Consider the following 16,493-nt stretch of genomic DNA (forward strand, 5'->3'; position numbering starts at 1 on the left):
GTGTGCGCGTAAACGTTCATAATACAGATATTTCATTAGCCGGTGAGCAACTTTCACTTTCTCCTTTTGAGAACTTACTGCATCATTAATGCAACTTATAGCCAACATGCCGGTGTAGCGATGGCGCTTATGGATGCGTACAGCGGTTGGATCATTCCGGATTCGGCGGTAGGGATTTGGCGCCGCGCTTGAGGCGAGACTTCGCGCCTTAATAAAAGGCAGCGCCAATTTCAATAATTATCGTTACGGCTACTGGATTCTGTGCGCCGCCTCACGCACAATGAATACAAACTTTGCCCCCAGAAAAAGCAAAGAGCGCCACACCTGCAGGAGAAACCCAAATGTCATCACTGAGTAAAGAAGCCGTCCTCGTTCATGAAGCGCTGGTCGCTCGTGGGCTGGAGACGCCGATGCGTGCGCCAGTACAAGAAATTGATAACGAAACACGCAAGCGTTTGATTACCGGTCATATGACCGAGATTATGCAACTGCTGAATCTGGATCTGAGTGATGACAGTCTGATGGAGACCCCGCATCGCATCGCCAAAATGTATGTCGATGAGATCTTCTCCGGACTGGATTATTCTCGCTTCCCGAAAATCACCGTCATTGAAAACAAAATGAAGGTCGATGAAATGGTCACTGTACGCGATATCACCCTGACCAGCACCTGTGAACACCATTTCGTCACCATCGATGGTAAAGCGACGGTAGCCTATATCCCGAAAGATTCGGTGATCGGCCTGTCGAAAATCAACCGTATCGTGCAGTTTTTCGCCCAGCGTCCGCAGGTCCAGGAGCGTCTGACGCAGCAGATCCTGATTGCGCTGCAGACGCTGCTCGGCACCAGCAACGTGGCGGTATCCATTGACGCGGTGCATTACTGCGTGAAAGCGCGCGGCATCCGCGACGCGACCAGCGCCACTACCACCACCTCCCTCGGTGGCCTGTTCAAATCCAGCCAGAATACCCGCCAGGAATTCCTGCGCGCAGTACGTCACCACAGCTAAAACGGAGCAGGGTACATGGAGAGAAATGTCACGCTGGACTTTGTCCGCGGCGTCGCCATCCTCGGTATCCTGCTTCTCAATATCAGCGCCTTCGGCTTGCCGAAGGCCGCTTACCTCAATCCGGCCTGGTCAGGAAGCGCGACCCTCAGCGATACCTGGACATGGGCGCTTCTCGACCTGCTGGCGCAGGTGAAATTTCTCACCCTGTTCGCGCTGCTGTTTGGCGCCGGTCTGCAGCTTCTGCTCCCCCGCGGAAAACGCTGGATCCAGTCGCGCCTGACCCTGCTGGCGCTGCTTGGTTTCATTCACGGTCTTTTCTTCTGGGATGGCGACATTCTGCTGGCCTACGCCCTGGTGGGGCTGGTGAGCTGGCGCATGGTGCGCGAGGCGCAGCATGTCAAATCGCTGTTCAACACTGGGGTGGTGCTCTACCTCACCGGCATTGCGGTGCTGGTCCTGCTGGGGATTATCTCGGGGACGGCCGCGAATCGCTCCTGGGTACCGGACGCGGCCAATCTGCAGTATGAGCAGTACTGGAAGCTGCACGGCGGCATGGAGGCGGTCAGCAACCGGGCGGATATGCTGTCGGACAATCTGTTGGCGCTCGGCGCGCAGTATGGCTGGCAGCTGGCGGGGATGATGCTGATAGGCGCGGCGCTGATGCGCAGCGGCTGGCTGAAAGGGCAGTTCAGCCAGCGTCACTATCGGCGCACCGGCGTGCTGCTGGTGGCGGCCGGGATGGCGGTGAATGTGCCGGCCATTGTCGCCCAGTGGTATCTGGCCTGGGACTATCGCTGGTGCGCGTTTTTACTGCAGGCGCCGCGTGAACTGAGCGCCCCGCTGCAGGCTATCGGCTATGCCTCGCTGGCCTGGGGCTACTGGCCGCAGCTCTGCCGTTTCCGCCTGGTGGGGGCTATCGCCTGCGTTGGACGCATGGCGCTGACCAACTATTTGCTGCAGACCCTGATCTGCACCACCCTGTTTTATCATCTCGGGCTGTTTATGCGCTTCGATCGTCTGCAGCTGCTGGCCTTTGTTCCCCCCATCTGGGCCGTAAACCTCCTTCTGTCATCACTCTGGCTGCGCCGCTTCCGCCAGGGGCCGGTGGAATGGCTGTGGCGTCAGTTAACCCTGCGTGCGTCAGGGACATCATTGAAAGACACATCCAGATAACGATCTCGATCACAATCATTAACAAAACGGATGTAAACGTTTCCAGCCGTGTGACCTCACTCACGTAGCGGACCGCGGGTCGCTGCCAGAATAGCCTCCTTGCTGAGCACAGGAGGTGAATGTGACGTGCTGTAATTCTCTTAAGGTCGCTGAGTATGATCACCATTCGTGATGTCGCCCGCCAGGCGGGCGTATCCGTGGCCACCGTGTCGCGGGTGCTGAACAACAGCGCGCTGGTGAGTCCGGATACGCGCGACGTCGTGATGAAAGCGGTGACCCAGCTGGGCTACCGGCCAAACGCCAATGCCCAGGCGCTGGCCACCCAGGTCAGCGATACCATCGGCGTGGTGGTGATGGACGTCTCCGATGCCTTCTTCGGCGCGCTGGTGAAAGCGGTGGATACCGTCGCCCAGCAGCATCAGAAGTATGTGCTGATCGGCAACAGCTATCACGAGGCGGAAAAAGAGCGCCACGCCATCGAGGTGCTGATCCGCCAGCGCTGCTCGGCGCTGATCGTCCATTCGAAAGCGCTCAGCGATGCTGAACTGAGCGACTTTATGCAACATATCCCGGGGATGGTGCTGATCAACCGCATCGTGCCGGGCTTTGCCCATCGCTGCGTGGGTCTCGACAACGTCAGCGGCGCGCTAATGGCTACCCGCATGCTGCTCAATCACGGCCACCAGCGCATCGGCTATCTCTCCTCAAATCACGGCATTGAAGACGACGATATGCGCCGGGAAGGGTGGAGCAAAGCGCTGCAGGAGCAGGGCATCATCGCCCCGGACAGCTGGGTCGGGTCCGGCTCCCCGGACATGCAGGGCGGCGAAGCGGCGATGGTCGAACTGCTGGGGCGGAATCTCGGCCTCACCGCCGTGTTCGCCTATAACGACAGCATGGCGGCCGGCGCGCTGACAACGCTAAAGGATAACGGCATTGTCGTGCCGCAGCATCTATCGCTGATTGGCTTTGATGATATTCCTATTTCCCGTTACACCGATCCTCAACTGACCACCGTGCGCTATCCGGTGATGTCGATGGCGAAGCTGGCCACCGAGCTGGCGCTGCTGGGGGCGGCCGGCAAGCTGGATCGCGAGGCGACGCACTGCTTTATGCCGACCCTGGTGCGCCGTCACTCCGTTGCCCAGCGGCAAACTGTGGGGCCGATCACTAACTGAAGCGGCAGCGGGATGTAACCGCTTTCAATTTGTGAGTAAATTCACAGTATATTAACATTCGCCTGATTATGATGGCAGCGTTTACCAGTCTGAACCACAAGGTGAGGGGAAATCCTCACTTTTACTATTAGGAACAAGGCGTTAAACGAGTATTAGATCCGTATTTTCCTGGAGCGTTACCCGACACGGAAGACCGAATTTTCGTCGTGAAATGCGTTGTGCGGTAACACTAATGCAACAAGTCCCGCCCGCACTTTTCACAAAAATGACCCTGCATAATAAAACCGGAGATTCCATGAATAAGAAGGTGTTTACCCTCTCTGCTGTAATGGCTGGTCTGTTATTTGGCGCCGCAGCACACGCAGCAGATACCCGTATCGGCGTGACGATTTATAAATATGACGACAACTTTATGTCGGTGGTGCGTAAGGCGATTGAAAAAGATGGCAAATCCGCGCCTGACGTCCAGCTGCTGATGAATGACTCGCAGAACGACCAGTCGAAACAAAACGATCAGATTGACGTGCTGCTGGCGAAAGGCGTGAAAGCCCTGGCGATCAACCTGGTTGACCCGGCTGCGGCGGGAACGGTCATCGAAAAAGCGCGCGGGCAGAATATTCCGGTGGTGTTCTTCAACAAAGAGCCTTCCCGTAAAGCGCTGGATAGTTATGACAAGGCTTACTACGTCGGTACCGACTCGAAAGAGTCCGGGATTATTCAGGGCGATCTGATCGCCAAGCACTGGAAAGCAAACCCGAACTGGGATCTGAATAAAGACGGCCAGATCCAGTACGTCCTGCTGAAAGGCGAACCGGGCCATCCGGATGCGGAAGCGCGTACCACCTACGTTATCAAAGAGCTGAACGATAAAGGTCTGAAGACCCAGCAGCTGCAGATGGACACCGCTATGTGGGATACCGCCCAGGCGAAAGACAAAATGGACGCCTGGCTCTCCGGCCCGAATGCGAACAAGATTGAAGTGGTGATCGCCAACAATGACGCCATGGCGATGGGTGCGGTTGAAGCGCTGAAAGCGCACAACAAGAGCAGCATTCCGGTGTTCGGCGTTGACGCCCTGCCGGAAGCCCTGGCGCTGGTGAAATCCGGCGCGATGGCCGGTACCGTGCTGAACGATGCTAACAACCAGGCGAAAGCGACCTTCGAGCTGGCGAAAAACCTTGCCGACGGAAAAGAGGCGGCGGCAGGCACCAACTGGAAAATTGACAACAAGATTGTTCGCGTCCCCTACGTGGGGGTCGATAAAGACAACCTGAGCCAGTTTACCGGCAAATAATCGTGATGTGAGTTGCGGGCGTGGGTTATCCACGCCCGATTATTCCTGATACAGAACCAGACTCCTGCTGGCGTTATTGCGCCGGACGGGGCGTGCATGAACGCAGCCAGGTATAACTATGGTCAGCAATAATAGCGAACGGTCAGGCGAATATTTGTTGGAGATGACCAACATCAACAAATCGTTTCCTGGCGTCAAGGCTCTTGATAATGTCAACCTGAAGGTTCGTCCGCACTCCATTCATGCGTTAATGGGTGAGAACGGCGCCGGAAAATCGACATTATTAAAATGCCTTTTTGGGATCTATCAAAAAGATTCCGGCAGCATTCTTTTTCAGGGAAAAGAGATCGATTTCCATTCGGCGAAAGAAGCCCTGGAAAACGGTATTTCGATGGTGCATCAGGAATTAAACCTGGTCTTACAGCGTTCGGTCATGGACAACATGTGGCTCGGCCGCTATCCCACCAAAGGCATGTTTGTCGATCAGGACAAAATGTACCGGGATACCAAGGCTATTTTTGATGAGCTGGATATTGATATCGATCCGCGCGCCCGCGTCGGGACTTTATCGGTATCTCAGATGCAGATGATTGAGATCGCGAAGGCGTTTTCCTATGACGCCAAAATCGTCATCATGGACGAGCCGACGTCATCGCTGACGGAGAAAGAGGTCAACCATCTGTTCAAGATCATCCGCAAGCTGAAAGATCGCGGCTGCGGTATCGTCTATATCTCGCACAAAATGGAAGAGATTTTCCAGCTGTGCGATGAAATTACCATCCTGCGCGACGGCCAGTGGATCGCTACCCAGCCGCTGGAAGGGCTGGATATGGACAAGATCATCGCCATGATGGTCGGGCGTTCGCTCAATCAGCGCTTCCCGGATCGTGAAAACACCCCGGGGGAAGTCATCCTCCAGGTGCGCAATCTCACCTCCCTGCGCCAGCCCTCCATTCGCGATGTCTCCTTCGACCTGCATAAGGGCGAAATTCTCGGTATCGCCGGTCTGGTGGGCGCGAAGCGTACCGACATCGTGGAGACCCTGTTCGGGATCCGTGAGAAGGCCAGCGGCACCATTACCCTGCACGGGAAGAAGATCAACAACCACAGCGCCAATGAGGCGATTAACCACGGTTTTGCGCTGGTAACCGAGGAGCGGCGCTCCACCGGAATTTACGCCTATCTGGACATCGGTTTTAACTCGCTGATCTCCAATATTAAGAAATATAAAAACAGCGTCGGCTTGCTGGATAACTCGCGGATGAAGAGCGATACCCAATGGGTGATTGACTCCATGCGCGTTAAAACCCCCGGCCAGCATACGCAGATTGGTTCGCTTTCCGGTGGTAACCAGCAAAAGGTCATTATTGGCCGCTGGCTGCTGACCCAGCCGGAGATCCTGATGCTGGACGAGCCGACGCGCGGTATCGACGTCGGTGCCAAATTCGAGATCTATCAGCTGATTGCCGAGCTGGCTAAAAAAGATAAAGGGATCATTATTATTTCTTCCGAAATGCCGGAACTGCTGGGGATTACCGACCGCATTCTGGTAATGAGCAACGGCCTGGTCGCGGGCATTGTTGAGACTAAAACCACCACGCAAAACGAAATACTGCGTCTTGCGTCATTGCACCTTTAAGATCAGGGGCTTCACATGAGTGCGTTAAATAAAAAGAGTTTTCTCACTTACCTGAAAGAGGGTGGGATATATGTCGTCCTTCTGGTCCTGTTGGCCATTATTATTTTCCAGGATCCGACATTTTTAAGTCTGCTCAACCTGAGTAATATTCTGACCCAGTCCTCGGTGCGTATTATTATTGCCCTCGGCGTGGCCGGGCTTATCGTCACGCAGGGCACGGACCTCTCCGCCGGCCGTCAGGTGGGACTGGCGGCGGTGATTGCCGCGACCATGCTGCAGGCGGTGGATAATGCCAACAAGGTGTTCCCGGATATGGCGACCATGCCGATCCCACTGGTCATCCTGCTGGTATGCGCCATCGGGGCGGTCATCGGCCTGATTAACGGGATCGTCATTGCCTATCTGAACGTGACGCCGTTTATTACCACCCTCGGGACCATGATCATCGTCTACGGCATCAACTCGCTGTACTACGATTTCGTGGGCGCGTCGCCGATCTCCGGCTTCGACAGTCACTTCTCCCATTTCGCGCAGGGGTTTGTGGCGCTGGGCTCGTTCCGCCTGTCCTATATCACCTTCTACGCGCTGATTGCCGTCTTCTTTGTCTGGATCCTGTGGAACAAGACGCGCTTTGGCAAAAACATTTTCGCTATCGGCGGTAACCCGGAAGCGGCGAAAGTCTCCGGGGTTAACGTGGCGTTGAACCTGCTGATGATCTATGCCCTCTCCGGGGTGTTCTACGCCTTCGGCGGCCTGCTGGAAGCCGGTCGTATCGGCTCGGCGACCAATAACCTCGGCTTTATGTACGAACTGGACGCCATCGCCGCCTGCGTGGTGGGCGGTGTATCGTTCAGCGGCGGGGTAGGGACCGTATTCGGCGTGGTGACAGGGGTAATTATCTTCACCGTGATCAACTACGGCCTGACCTACATTGGCGTCAACCCTTACTGGCAGTACATCATTAAGGGGGCGATCATTATCTTCGCCGTGGCGCTGGATTCCCTGAAATACGCCCGTAAGAAGTAATTTATGCCTGAGTAAAAACCCGCGCCTGGCGCGGGTTTTTTTATACCTGAAACGGATGCGATGATGGAGGCTACTTTTCTTTCTGCAGCTCCAGCAGCTGCTCCGGCGTGACCGCCGGGTAGGACTGGGCGTCATCCGGCACGTCGTGCTGCTGCGCCGGAATCGGGATTAAAGGGCCAAGGAAGCGCGGTTCCCGTTTGAAAATGTAGAGGTCCGCCAGCGCGCCGAAGCGGGCGCCGAATTCGCGCAGCCGCACGCTCCACATATCCTTCGGCGACGGCACCGCGTAGCACTGGGCCTGGATCCCCATATGCAGGGCGATAAACAGCGCCCGTTCGCAGTGGAAGCGCTGGGTGATGATAATGAAGTCGTTGGTGTCGAACACTTTGCGGGTGCGGACGATCGAGTCAAGCGTGCGGAAACCGGCATAGTCCAGCACGATATCCGCCGGATCGACGCCGCCTTTAATCAGGTCTCGGCGCATGGTCATCGGTTCATTGTAGCTTTGCAGAGCATTATCGCCGCTCAGCAGCAGATAGTTGACCTTGCCGCTGTTGTAGGCGTTCAGCGCGCCCTGGATGCGGTAGCGGTAATACTGATTGATGACGCCGGTGCGGTAGTATTTAGCGGTGCCCAGCACCACGCCGACCTGGCGGTAGGGGAGGTCCTGCAGCTCGTCATAGATATAGGGCGCGGTTTTCCAGCTCATCCAACGGTCAAGACCCAGCACGGTCAACAGCAGCAGGCCGAGCAGGACTAACAGGCTGTAGAACACACGCTTTAACATGAACTTGGCTCAATAATAGACAACGGAGTCTTCAGGCTACTTTACCCGCCGGGTAAGCGCAAGAAACCCGCGTTTGATTGCGGGGATTTTCAGCAATATAGACAGATCGCCGAACGCAGGCCGGGTAAGGCGTGAGCCGACACCCGGCATAGGGGTCTTCAGCTCGCCATGGCGCGAACCGTAGGTCGGGTAAGCGTAGCGCCACCCGACACCTAAGGGTATAAAAGGTAGGCCGGATAAGCCGAAGACGCCATCCGGCCGTCTGCGCAGGCGGATTAACCTAACAGCACGCGCTCGATATTGTGGCAGCCCAGCGCCTTCAGGGTGGCGACGGTGGCGTCCCACTGAATCAGCGCCGCATCGGCTTTCTCCGCCAGGATCGCCCGCTGGATGTCCGGATAATCATAGCCGTTGAGGCTGAGAAGATTCAGCGCCCCCTGCAGCGGCGGCAGCGTCGGGTTGAACGCCGCGTTTTCCGCATAGCTGCCGCTGAAAAGGGTGCCATCTTTCAGCTCCAGCGCCACGCCGGAAGGCGAATGGCTGTACGGCGCATGGCAGCGGTTAGCGGCCTCAATCGCCGCCTGCGTCAGGGCATCGCCGCTGACCGGGAAGCCGTGGTCCTGGTGGTCCATCAGCAGGGTTTTGATCTCCAGGTCTTTCGGGCCGAAGGCATCCGGCAGATAGTGCTGCAGAGAGTGGGCTTCGCGACCGGGCAGATGAATGCGCAGCGCCAGTCCGCTGTTCAGTTCGTTCATAAACTGACGGCAATGGCCGCACGGCGTGTAGTTCACCGTGATAGCGCGCAGGGAGGTTTCACCGCGCAGCCAGGCGTGGCTGATGGCGCTCTGCTCCGCATGGACGGTCTGCTGCATGGTGGCGCCGAGAAACTCCATGTTGCCGCCAAAGTACCAGCGGCCGCTGACGCCGCGGGCGATAGCCCCGACGTTAAAGTGAGAAAGGTCGGCGCGCGCGCAGGCGGCGGCCAGCGGCAGTAGCGCAAAGGCCAGCGCGTCTTCGTCCAGACCTGTCGCCTGTTGCAGCGTCGCCACCTGATCGGCTTCGAGCAGCGCCGGGAAGTGCGGGTCGGCGAGCATCGGGGAGATGGCCGCCTGCAGGTCTGCTGCCAGAGTCGTCAAAGCAGCTTGAAAACGTGAGTGCATAGCGTTGCCTCATAACAGTGTAATGGGGAACCAGTGTACGGGCGTCAAGGGGTTTCAAATGTGATTTACATCCCATTGCTAATGCAACTTTTCATTGTTGCATTAATAAATGTGACTTGAATCACAATTTATCCCACCACCGCGAGGATCAGTGGGAATAAAAATGGCGCCATCAACGAGGTGATGATCCCGCACAGCACCAGCGCCAGCGAGCTGAACGCTCCTTCCTGATAGTCCAGTTCCGCACAGCGGGCGGTACCGAGGGCGTGCGAGGCGGTGCCCATCGACAGGCCACGCGATGCTTTGGTGCGAATACGCATCAGGTTGAGCAGCGTATGGCCGAATACCGCGCCAAGGATACCGACAAAAATCACGCACACGGCGCTGATGGCCGGGATGCCGCCGATACTGCCGCTCACCGCCATCGCAATCGGCGTGGTCACCGATTTGGGCAGAACAGAGGCGGCGATTTGCGGCGTGGCGCCCATCAGCAGGGCCACGGTGGTACCGGTGATCATCGCCACGCAGCTGCCGATAAAGCAGATGGTGATGATCGATTTCCAGCGCGCGCGGATCTGGTGCAGCTGTTCATATAGCGGGAAGGCCAGCGCGACCACCGCCGGCTGCAGCAGATCGTTCAGGATCTTGCTGCCGGCAAAATAACGTTCATAGGAGATCCCGGTCAGCAGCAGAAAGGGAATGATCACCACCATCGCCACCAGCAGCGGGTTGAGCAGCGGGAATTTGAAGCGGGCCGCCAGTTTGCGAGCGAGGAAAAAGACGATCAGGGTAAGCGGTAGCGACCACCAGATTTCATGCATCATTTTTCTTTTCCTTTTGCCCAATCACTTTACGTTCGCCATGCACCAGATGGGAACTCCAGCTCACCACCACAAACACCACCAGCGTGCTGATGGCGCAGGAGATAACGACAGGCCCAAGCTGGGCGCGTAGCAGATCCCAGTACTGCATCACGCCGACGCCGATCGGCACGAACAGGAGCGCCATATAGCGGATCAGGATATTGCAGCCGGGGTTGACCCACTGCGGCGGCATAATTTGCAGCGCCAGCAGCACGAAGAGGATCAGCATGCCGATGATGCTGCCGGGGATGGTGATGGGCAGCAGCCCGGCGATAAATATTCCGGCGTACAAGCAGGCGTAAATCAGGACGAAAGCCCGCAGGTACTGCCAGATAATAGTCAGCGATTTACTCATGGTAATAACCCTTGATGAAGTGCATTCATCATACAATTAATCCCTAAAATGTGCTACCGATCACATCATGAATTCTATGCATAGCGCTGATAGCTTACGGGAACCATCGTCTCGCCCGTCAGAGTCCGAAGCCTTGCGGCTTAGACGGTTTCTCTCCCCACGCTACCTTGCTGGACGAGGCGCGGCAAATAAAGGTAAATGAGACGCCACAGGCCCCTGTAAAGCATAGAGATTATCTCGCCGTTTTGCCGCCTCGGGCGTCCGGGGACCGGAGTGCGCCGGGTCGGACGCATTGAGCGCTTTCAACCAACGCCCGGAGGCGCTACCATAGCGCCTCTTTTTTTTCCGGGTAACGATATGCGTGTACTACTGGCGCCGATGGAAGGCGTGCTCGATTCGCTGGTGCGCGAGCTGCTGACCGAGGTTAACGATTACGATCTGTGCATCACCGAATTTCTGCGCGTGGTGGACCAACTGCTGCCGGTCAAATCGTTCTACAGGCTGTGCCCGGAACTGCATCATCAAAGCCGTACCCCGTCCGGTACCCGCGTGCGCGTCCAGCTGCTGGGACAATATCCCGAGTGGCTGGCGGAAAACGCCGCCCGCGCGGTGGCGCTGGGTTCGTGGGGCGTTGATTTAAACTGCGGCTGTCCGTCGAAGCTGGTGAACGGCAGCGGCGGTGGGGCGACGCTACTGAAAGATCCAGAGCTGATCTATCGCGGCGCCAAAGCCATGCGCGAAGCGGTCCCTGCGGATTTACCGGTGACCGTCAAGGTGCGTCTCGGCTGGGATAGCGGCGAAAGGCGCTTTGAAATCGCCGACGCGGTGCAGCAGGCAGGGGCCAGCGAGCTGGTGGTCCATGGCCGCACCAAAGAAGATGGCTACAAAGCAGAGCGCATCAACTGGCAGGCCATCGGCGAGATCCGCCAGCGTCTGACTATTCCGGTGGTCGCCAACGGCGAGATCTGGGACTGGCAAAGCGCGCAGGACTGTATGGCCGTCACCGGCTGCGATTCGGTGATGATTGGCCGCGGGGCGCTCAACGTGCCGAACCTCAGCCGGGTGATCAAATACAACGAACCGCGCATGCCGTGGCCGCAGGTGGTTCAGCTGTTGCAAAAATATACCCGTCTGGAAAAGCAGGGCGATACCGGCCTGTATCATGTGGCGAGAATTAAGCAGTGGCTGGGCTATTTACGCAAGGAATATACCGAGGCGCTGACGCTGTTTAATGAAATTCGCGCCCTGCAAACCTCTGCTGAAATAGCGGCGGCGATCGCCCGCTATTAAGCGCCATATTGTTATTCGCTTCACATATTATTACTTGCATGCCTATTGATGATAGGCATGTGTTGAATAAAGTGATAATGTGCCGTCAATCAATTCAGGATTGCTACTGAACACAGGCAAAACCTAAGCACTTCCGTCATGCGTGGCGGCAAGTGCTTAGGTTTTTTTTTGGCAAAAATTTAACGGTGGGTAAATGATGACGTAAAACAAGCGGTTGTAATTAATCTTTTCTCTGGCTCGGTCGCGGTTTTATTACCGAAGGACGCCCCTTGCCATTCATTTTTTAAAAAAGAAAACAGGTAAATAAATAGCCTGGGGATCCCCTTTGTTTTTATTCAGTCACGGTGGAGATCACAATGTATAACAAAAAAATAAATCAGCTTTTTATCGGCGCGGCGCTGGCGACTATGGCGCCCGCCGTGAACGCGGCGCAAACCCCGGCGTGGAACGGCAGCGTGCTGGGGTTTGAAGCCGGACAGCCAGGGCTGCTGGGCGATATGCTGGGCATTCGTCCCATCCTTGAAGAGAACGGCTTTCATTATAATCTTGGCTATCTTAACGAGATGGCCTACAACGCCGGCGGCGGCTATAACCATGATAAACATCTGGCCTATATTGACCAGGTGTCATTGACCTTTACCCAGGATCTGGAGCGCTGGACCGGCATACCGGACGCGCGGCTTGAGGGTAATATCGTCAACCGCAACCATGATGATAACCTCACCACGAAACGGCTGCAGGATCCGCGGGTCAGCTTTAACGATCTGTCGCAGGAGAGCTGGGGCGGCGGGTCGATCACCCGTCTCGGCTGGCTGACCTTCGCCCGCAGCTTTGACGACCGTCGCCTGACCTGGCGTATCGGCATGATGAACAAGGTGCAAACCTTCGACCAAATCATTCCCTGCGATTTCCAGCTGCTGACCCAGTGCGGCGGCAAATCGGCCAACTCGCTGACGTGGAATAACTGGAATATCCACACCTGGGGCACCACCCTCGAGTACAAGCTGACGCCGACGGTCACCCTCAAAGGCGGGGTGATGGAGCAGAACCCGCAGGCCGCCTCGCGCAGCCACGCCTGGAGCTGGTCGACGAAGGGCAGCAAAGGCATTTTACTGCCAATGGAGATCGAAACCCGCCCGCTGATTAATGGCCTTCCGGGGGCCTATAACCTCGGTGTGGTCTGGACTAACGCGCCGCAAAGCGACCTCTATAGCGGCAAATCTGGCGGCGCCGGGGCGACGGACCCGCAAGGCTACGCCGAGCACGACAGCACCTGGTTTATTTACGCTGGCCTGAACCAGCAGATTACCCGCCATGCCGACGATCCGCTGCGGGGAATGAGCGTCTCGCTGAGCGGCAGCCTCAGCGACCAGCGCAGCAACTATATCCACTCCGCCGTCGCCGCCTCACTGCGCTACCGCGGGCTGTTTGACGCCCGTCCGGAGGACTGGATCGGCTTCGGCCTGACGTGGATCGACATGAGCAGCCACTACGCGCGCAATCAGCGCTATATGAACCAGCTCAGCGGCGCCACCGACTATAACGATCCGGCCTGGCTGCCGGTGGTAGGCCACTCGCTGAATGGCGAACTCTATTATCGCTTCCGCCCGGTCTCCTGGCTGGAGCTGCAACCGGGCCTGCAGTACTGGCACCGTCCGGGCGGCGTTGCGCAGACCCAGGACGCGTGGGTGGTGGAGTGGAAAACCGTCGTGACCTTCTGATAGTCGCGATCTTTATCACGTTTTTTCACTTGTCAGGTTGAGCGCGCAGCAGAAGTTGTTACAGTGCTGCCGTTGGATTGCAACTGCTGCGGCAGGCAAAACCTGATTACCTGGCGTTTCGTCGGGGGTCAGGTTTTTTTGTTTCTGGGGTCAATATGCAAATCGCCAAAGTACTCAATAACAATGTGGTGGTGGTTCTTGACGATCACCAGCGCGAACAGGTGGTGATGGGGCGAGGGCTGGCCTTTCAGAAACGCCCGGGCGACGCGCTGGACGACAGCAAAATTGAAAAAGTCTTCGCCTTACAAAGCGATGAACTGGTAGGCCGTCTGGGTGAGTTACTCAGTCAGATTCCGTTAGAAGTGATGACTACCTGCGATCGCATTATCGACCTGGCACGCGGGCGGTTGGGCAAGTTACAGGAAAGTTTGTACATCACGTTAACGGATCACTGTCACTTTGCTATCGAGCGGCAAAAAAAGGGCATCGCGCTGCGTAACGTACTGCTGTGGGAGATCAAGCGGCTCTATCCGAAGGAGTTCGCGCTGGGCCAGGAGGCAAGGGCCATCATTGCCAAAAGGCTCGGCGTGGCGCTGGCGGAGGATGAAGCCGGATTTATCGCCCTGCATCTGGTGACGGCGCAGCTCAACAGCGAAATGCCGGAGGTCATGCACGTGACCCGGGTGATGCAGGAGATCCTGCAGCTGGTGAAGTATCAGCTGCAGCTGAACTACGACGAGGAGTCGCTGAGCTATCAGCGTTTCGTCACCCACCTGAAGTTTTTCGCTCAGCGGATGCTGACCCGCACGGTGGTGGAAGATGACGACGTCTCGCTGCACAGCGCGGTGAAAGACAACTACGCCAAAGCGTGGAAGTGTGCGGAAACGGTGGCGACGCATCTGCAAAAGCAGTATCAGCGGGCGCTGACCACCGAAGAAATTATGTTTCTTGCCATTCATATTGAACGGGTAAGAAAAGAGGGACGCTAAGTCTCCCGACAAACTGGATTGTTACTGCATGATGCAGGCAAAACCTGAGCGCGACGCCTACCGGCGTGGTTCTCGGGTTTTTTTTATTTTTACTACTCAGTCGCCGGTTGTCTGCGGGCAGCGGCAGTAAGGAAAAGAGCATGGAATATAAAGCACTCGCGCAGGATATTCTCAACCGCGTCGGCGGCAAAGAGAACATTGTGAGTCTGGTTCACTGTGCGACACGTCTGCGTTTTAAACTGAAAGATAACGGCAATGCCGATGCCGAAGGGCTGAAGGCGAATCCGGGCGTCATTATGGTGGTGGAGAGCGGCGGCCAGTTTCAGGTGGTGATTGGCAACCACGTCCACGACGTCTGGCAGGCGGTGCGCCAGGAGGCTGGGCTGAGCGATGACAGCGAGCCGACGGCGGAAAGCGTTGAAAAAGGGTCGCTGCTGGGGCAGATCATCGATGTCGTGTCGGGGATATTCACGCCGTTTATCGGCGTGCTGGCAGCCTCTGGTATCCTCAAAGGAATGCTGGCGCTGGCGGTCGTCTGCGGTTGGCTGACCCCGCAACAGGGAACCTATAAAATCTGGTTTGCCGCCAGCGACGCGCTGTTCTTTTTCTTCCCGCTGTTTCTCGGTTACACCGCCGGTAAAAAATTTGGCGGTAACCCGTTTGTTTCAATGGTGATCGGTGGAGCGTTAACCCACCCGCTGATGATTCAGGCCTTTGAGGCCAGCCAGGCGCCGGGCGCGGCGGTGGAGCACTTTCTCGGCATCCCGGTGACCTTTATCAATTACAGCTCATCGGTGATCCCGATTATTCTCGCTTCATGGGTCTGCTGCTGGCTGGAGCGCAAGAGCAACGCGCTGCTGCCGTCATCGATGAAAAACTTTTTTACCCCGGCGATTTGTCTCGCCGTTGTGGTTCCGCTGACGTTTCTGCTGATTGGTCCTCTGGCGACCTGGCTCAGTCATCTGTTGGCCCAGGGGTATCAGATTATCTACGCGGTGGCGCCGTGGCTGGCGGGAGCGGCGATGGGCGCGCTGTGGCAGGTTTGTGTGATCTTCGGCCTGCATTGGGGGCTGATTCCGCTGATGATTAACAATCTGACGGTGCTTGGCCATGATTCCATGCTGCCCATGCTGTTGCCGGCCGTGATGGGACAGGTCGGCGCGGTGCTGGGTATTTTGCTGAAAACCCGCGACGCCCGCCAGAAAGTGCTGGCCGGCTCTGCGTTTTCAGCGGGCATCTTCGGCATTACCGAGCCGGCTATCTATGGCTTAACATTGCCGCTGCGCCGGCCATTTATCTTCGGCTGCGTGGCGGGCGCCATTGGCGGCGCGATTGTGGGCTTCAGCAACGCTCACGTCTATTCATTCGGCTTCGGGAACATTTTTACTGTCGCACAAATGATCCCGCCCCAAGGGCTTGATAGCACCGTTTGGGGCGGCGTAGTGGGTATCTTCGCGGCGTTGATTATCTCCTGTGGTTTAACTTTCTTCGCCGGCCTGCCGCGCGCCAGCGCCGCGCCGGGCGCCGTGGCGGTAGCGCCGGTCTCGGCAAATGACATCCTGGCGCCGATGAGCGGCAGCGTCATCGCCCTCGATCAGGTGCCGGACAGCACCTTCGCCAGCGGCCTGCTGGGGAGAGGAGTCGCCATTATCCCGGCGGTGGGAAAAGTCATTGCCCCATTCCCGGGCGAAGTGGCTTCCCTGTTTCAGACTAAACACGCCATCGGCCTGCAGAGCGACAGCGGCATCGAGCTGCTGATCCACGTTGGCATCGACACGGTCAAACTCGACGGCGTGCCGTTTACCGCGCATGTGAAAGAGGGCGACAGGGTACAGGCCGGCGATCTGCTGATTGAGTTCGATCGTCAGGCGATTCTGGACGCCGGTTACGACCTGGCGACCCCGATTATTATCAGCAACAGCGATGACTATCGTGAGATCGACACGGTGGCGCCCAGCGCCGTCGAAGCCGGTCAGCCGTTGTTGTCAGTCAGCCATTAATCACAGGA

At 57.0% G+C, this 16,493-nt stretch carries 13 protein-coding genes and 1 pseudogene; 10 read left to right on the forward strand and 4 right to left on the reverse strand.

Annotation, left to right across the window (positions count from 1 at the left end; genetic code table 11):
- Positions 1-341 precede the first annotated feature (341 nt).
- The 6 genes from folE to mglC all read left to right on the forward strand — a co-directional run bounded on the left by folE (position 342) and on the right by mglC (position 7,320).
- Positions 342-1,010, forward strand: a complete 669-nt coding sequence (gene folE, locus ACLH1I_RS01575) for a GTP cyclohydrolase I FolE (RefSeq protein WP_004201633.1) — start codon at positions 342-344, stop codon at positions 1,008-1,010.
- 15 nt (positions 1,011-1,025) lie between these two features.
- Positions 1,026-2,183, forward strand: coding sequence for a DUF418 domain-containing protein YeiB (gene yeiB / locus ACLH1I_RS01580; protein WP_017899326.1), 1,158 nt, complete (start codon positions 1,026-1,028; stop codon positions 2,181-2,183).
- A 155-nt stretch (positions 2,184-2,338) separates the two neighbouring features.
- Entirely contained in the window at positions 2,339-3,361 is a 1,023-nt protein-coding gene (galS, locus tag ACLH1I_RS01585; RefSeq protein ID WP_017899327.1) for an HTH-type transcriptional regulator GalS, read from the forward strand.
- A gap of 295 nt (positions 3,362-3,656) precedes the next feature.
- Positions 3,657-4,655: a galactose/glucose ABC transporter substrate-binding protein MglB gene (gene mglB / locus ACLH1I_RS01590; RefSeq protein WP_004201626.1), complete on the forward strand. Its 999-nt coding sequence runs from the start codon at positions 3,657-3,659 to the stop codon at positions 4,653-4,655.
- A 118-nt stretch (positions 4,656-4,773) separates the two neighbouring features.
- On the forward strand, positions 4,774-6,294 hold the full coding sequence (mglA, locus tag ACLH1I_RS01595; protein ID WP_004201625.1) for a galactose/methyl galactoside ABC transporter ATP-binding protein MglA: 1,521 nt from the start codon (positions 4,774-4,776) through the stop codon (positions 6,292-6,294).
- 15 nt (positions 6,295-6,309) lie between these two features.
- Positions 6,310-7,320 carry a galactose/methyl galactoside ABC transporter permease MglC gene (mglC, locus tag ACLH1I_RS01600; protein WP_002912871.1) on the forward strand — a complete coding sequence of 337 codons (1,011 nt, stop codon included), beginning with the start codon at positions 6,310-6,312 and terminating at the stop codon, positions 7,318-7,320.
- A gap of 70 nt (positions 7,321-7,390) precedes the next feature.
- Here the strand turns inward: mglC and sanA are convergent, their stop codons facing one another.
- From sanA to ACLH1I_RS01620, 4 genes are all read right to left on the reverse strand, one after another.
- Complete coding sequence (sanA, locus tag ACLH1I_RS01605) at positions 7,391-8,107, reverse strand: outer membrane permeability protein SanA (RefSeq protein ID WP_004201624.1); 717 nt, start codon at positions 8,105-8,107, stop codon at positions 7,391-7,393.
- A gap of 275 nt (positions 8,108-8,382) precedes the next feature.
- Entirely contained in the window at positions 8,383-9,267 is an 885-nt protein-coding gene (cdd, locus tag ACLH1I_RS01610) for a cytidine deaminase (protein WP_017899328.1), read from the reverse strand.
- A gap of 128 nt (positions 9,268-9,395) precedes the next feature.
- Entirely contained in the window at positions 9,396-10,091 is a 696-nt protein-coding gene (locus ACLH1I_RS01615; RefSeq protein ID WP_004201621.1) for a CidB/LrgB family autolysis modulator, read from the reverse strand.
- Positions 10,081-10,485, reverse strand: a complete 405-nt coding sequence (locus ACLH1I_RS01620; RefSeq protein ID WP_004201620.1) for a CidA/LrgA family protein — start codon at positions 10,483-10,485, stop codon at positions 10,081-10,083. The genes ACLH1I_RS01615 and ACLH1I_RS01620 overlap by 11 nt, the downstream gene beginning before the upstream one ends.
- Positions 10,486-10,842: 357 nt before the next feature.
- Here ACLH1I_RS01620 and dusC point away from each other — a divergent pair, with 357 nt between their 5' ends.
- From dusC to bglF, 4 genes and pseudogenes are all read left to right on the forward strand, one after another.
- Complete coding sequence (gene dusC, locus ACLH1I_RS01625) at positions 10,843-11,775, forward strand: tRNA dihydrouridine(16) synthase DusC (protein ID WP_004201619.1); 933 nt, start codon at positions 10,843-10,845, stop codon at positions 11,773-11,775.
- A 356-nt stretch (positions 11,776-12,131) separates the two neighbouring features.
- Positions 12,132-13,496 carry a carbohydrate porin gene (locus tag ACLH1I_RS01630; RefSeq protein WP_151628793.1) on the forward strand — a complete coding sequence of 455 codons (1,365 nt, stop codon included), beginning with the start codon at positions 12,132-12,134 and terminating at the stop codon, positions 13,494-13,496.
- Positions 13,497-13,651: 155 nt separating this feature from the next.
- A complete protein-coding gene (bglG, locus tag ACLH1I_RS01635; RefSeq protein ID WP_004201616.1) occupies positions 13,652-14,485 on the forward strand; it encodes a transcriptional antiterminator BglG in 834 nt (277 codons plus the stop codon).
- Between the two features lie 28 nt (positions 14,486-14,513).
- Positions 14,514-16,485 (forward strand): annotated as a pseudogene (gene bglF / locus ACLH1I_RS01640) (PTS beta-glucoside transporter subunit IIABC).
- The last annotated feature ends 8 nt before the right edge of the window (positions 16,486-16,493 follow it).

Origin of the sequence: Klebsiella sp. 1SOBk10mer (assembly GCF_046602535.1) — a bacterium.
Lineage (GTDB): Bacteria > Pseudomonadota > Gammaproteobacteria > Enterobacterales > Enterobacteriaceae > Klebsiella > Klebsiella quasipneumoniae.

Bases quoted from the DNA above. Each gene is read 5' to 3' on its own strand.
- dusC (WP_004201619.1), top strand. From the start codon at position 10,843: ATGCGTGTACTACTGGCGCCGATGGAAGGCGTGCTCGATTCGCTGGTG.
- cdd (WP_017899328.1), bottom strand. From the start codon at position 9,267: ATGCACTCACGTTTTCAAGCTGCTTTGACGACTCTGGCAGCAGACCTG.
- mglC (WP_002912871.1), top strand. From the start codon at position 6,310: ATGAGTGCGTTAAATAAAAAGAGTTTTCTCACTTACCTGAAAGAGGGT.
- ACLH1I_RS01620 (WP_004201620.1), bottom strand. From the start codon at position 10,485: ATGAGTAAATCGCTGACTATTATCTGGCAGTACCTGCGGGCTTTCGTC.
- ACLH1I_RS01615 (WP_004201621.1), bottom strand. From the start codon at position 10,091: ATGATGCATGAAATCTGGTGGTCGCTACCGCTTACCCTGATCGTCTTT.
- ACLH1I_RS01630 (WP_151628793.1), top strand. From the start codon at position 12,132: ATGTATAACAAAAAAATAAATCAGCTTTTTATCGGCGCGGCGCTGGCG.
- yeiB (WP_017899326.1), top strand. From the start codon at position 1,026: ATGGAGAGAAATGTCACGCTGGACTTTGTCCGCGGCGTCGCCATCCTC.
- mglB (WP_004201626.1), top strand. From the start codon at position 3,657: ATGAATAAGAAGGTGTTTACCCTCTCTGCTGTAATGGCTGGTCTGTTA.
- folE (WP_004201633.1), top strand. From the start codon at position 342: ATGTCATCACTGAGTAAAGAAGCCGTCCTCGTTCATGAAGCGCTGGTC.
- galS (WP_017899327.1), top strand. From the start codon at position 2,339: ATGATCACCATTCGTGATGTCGCCCGCCAGGCGGGCGTATCCGTGGCC.
- mglA (WP_004201625.1), top strand. From the start codon at position 4,774: ATGGTCAGCAATAATAGCGAACGGTCAGGCGAATATTTGTTGGAGATG.
- bglG (WP_004201616.1), top strand. From the start codon at position 13,652: ATGCAAATCGCCAAAGTACTCAATAACAATGTGGTGGTGGTTCTTGAC.
- sanA (WP_004201624.1), bottom strand. From the start codon at position 8,107: ATGTTAAAGCGTGTGTTCTACAGCCTGTTAGTCCTGCTCGGCCTGCTG.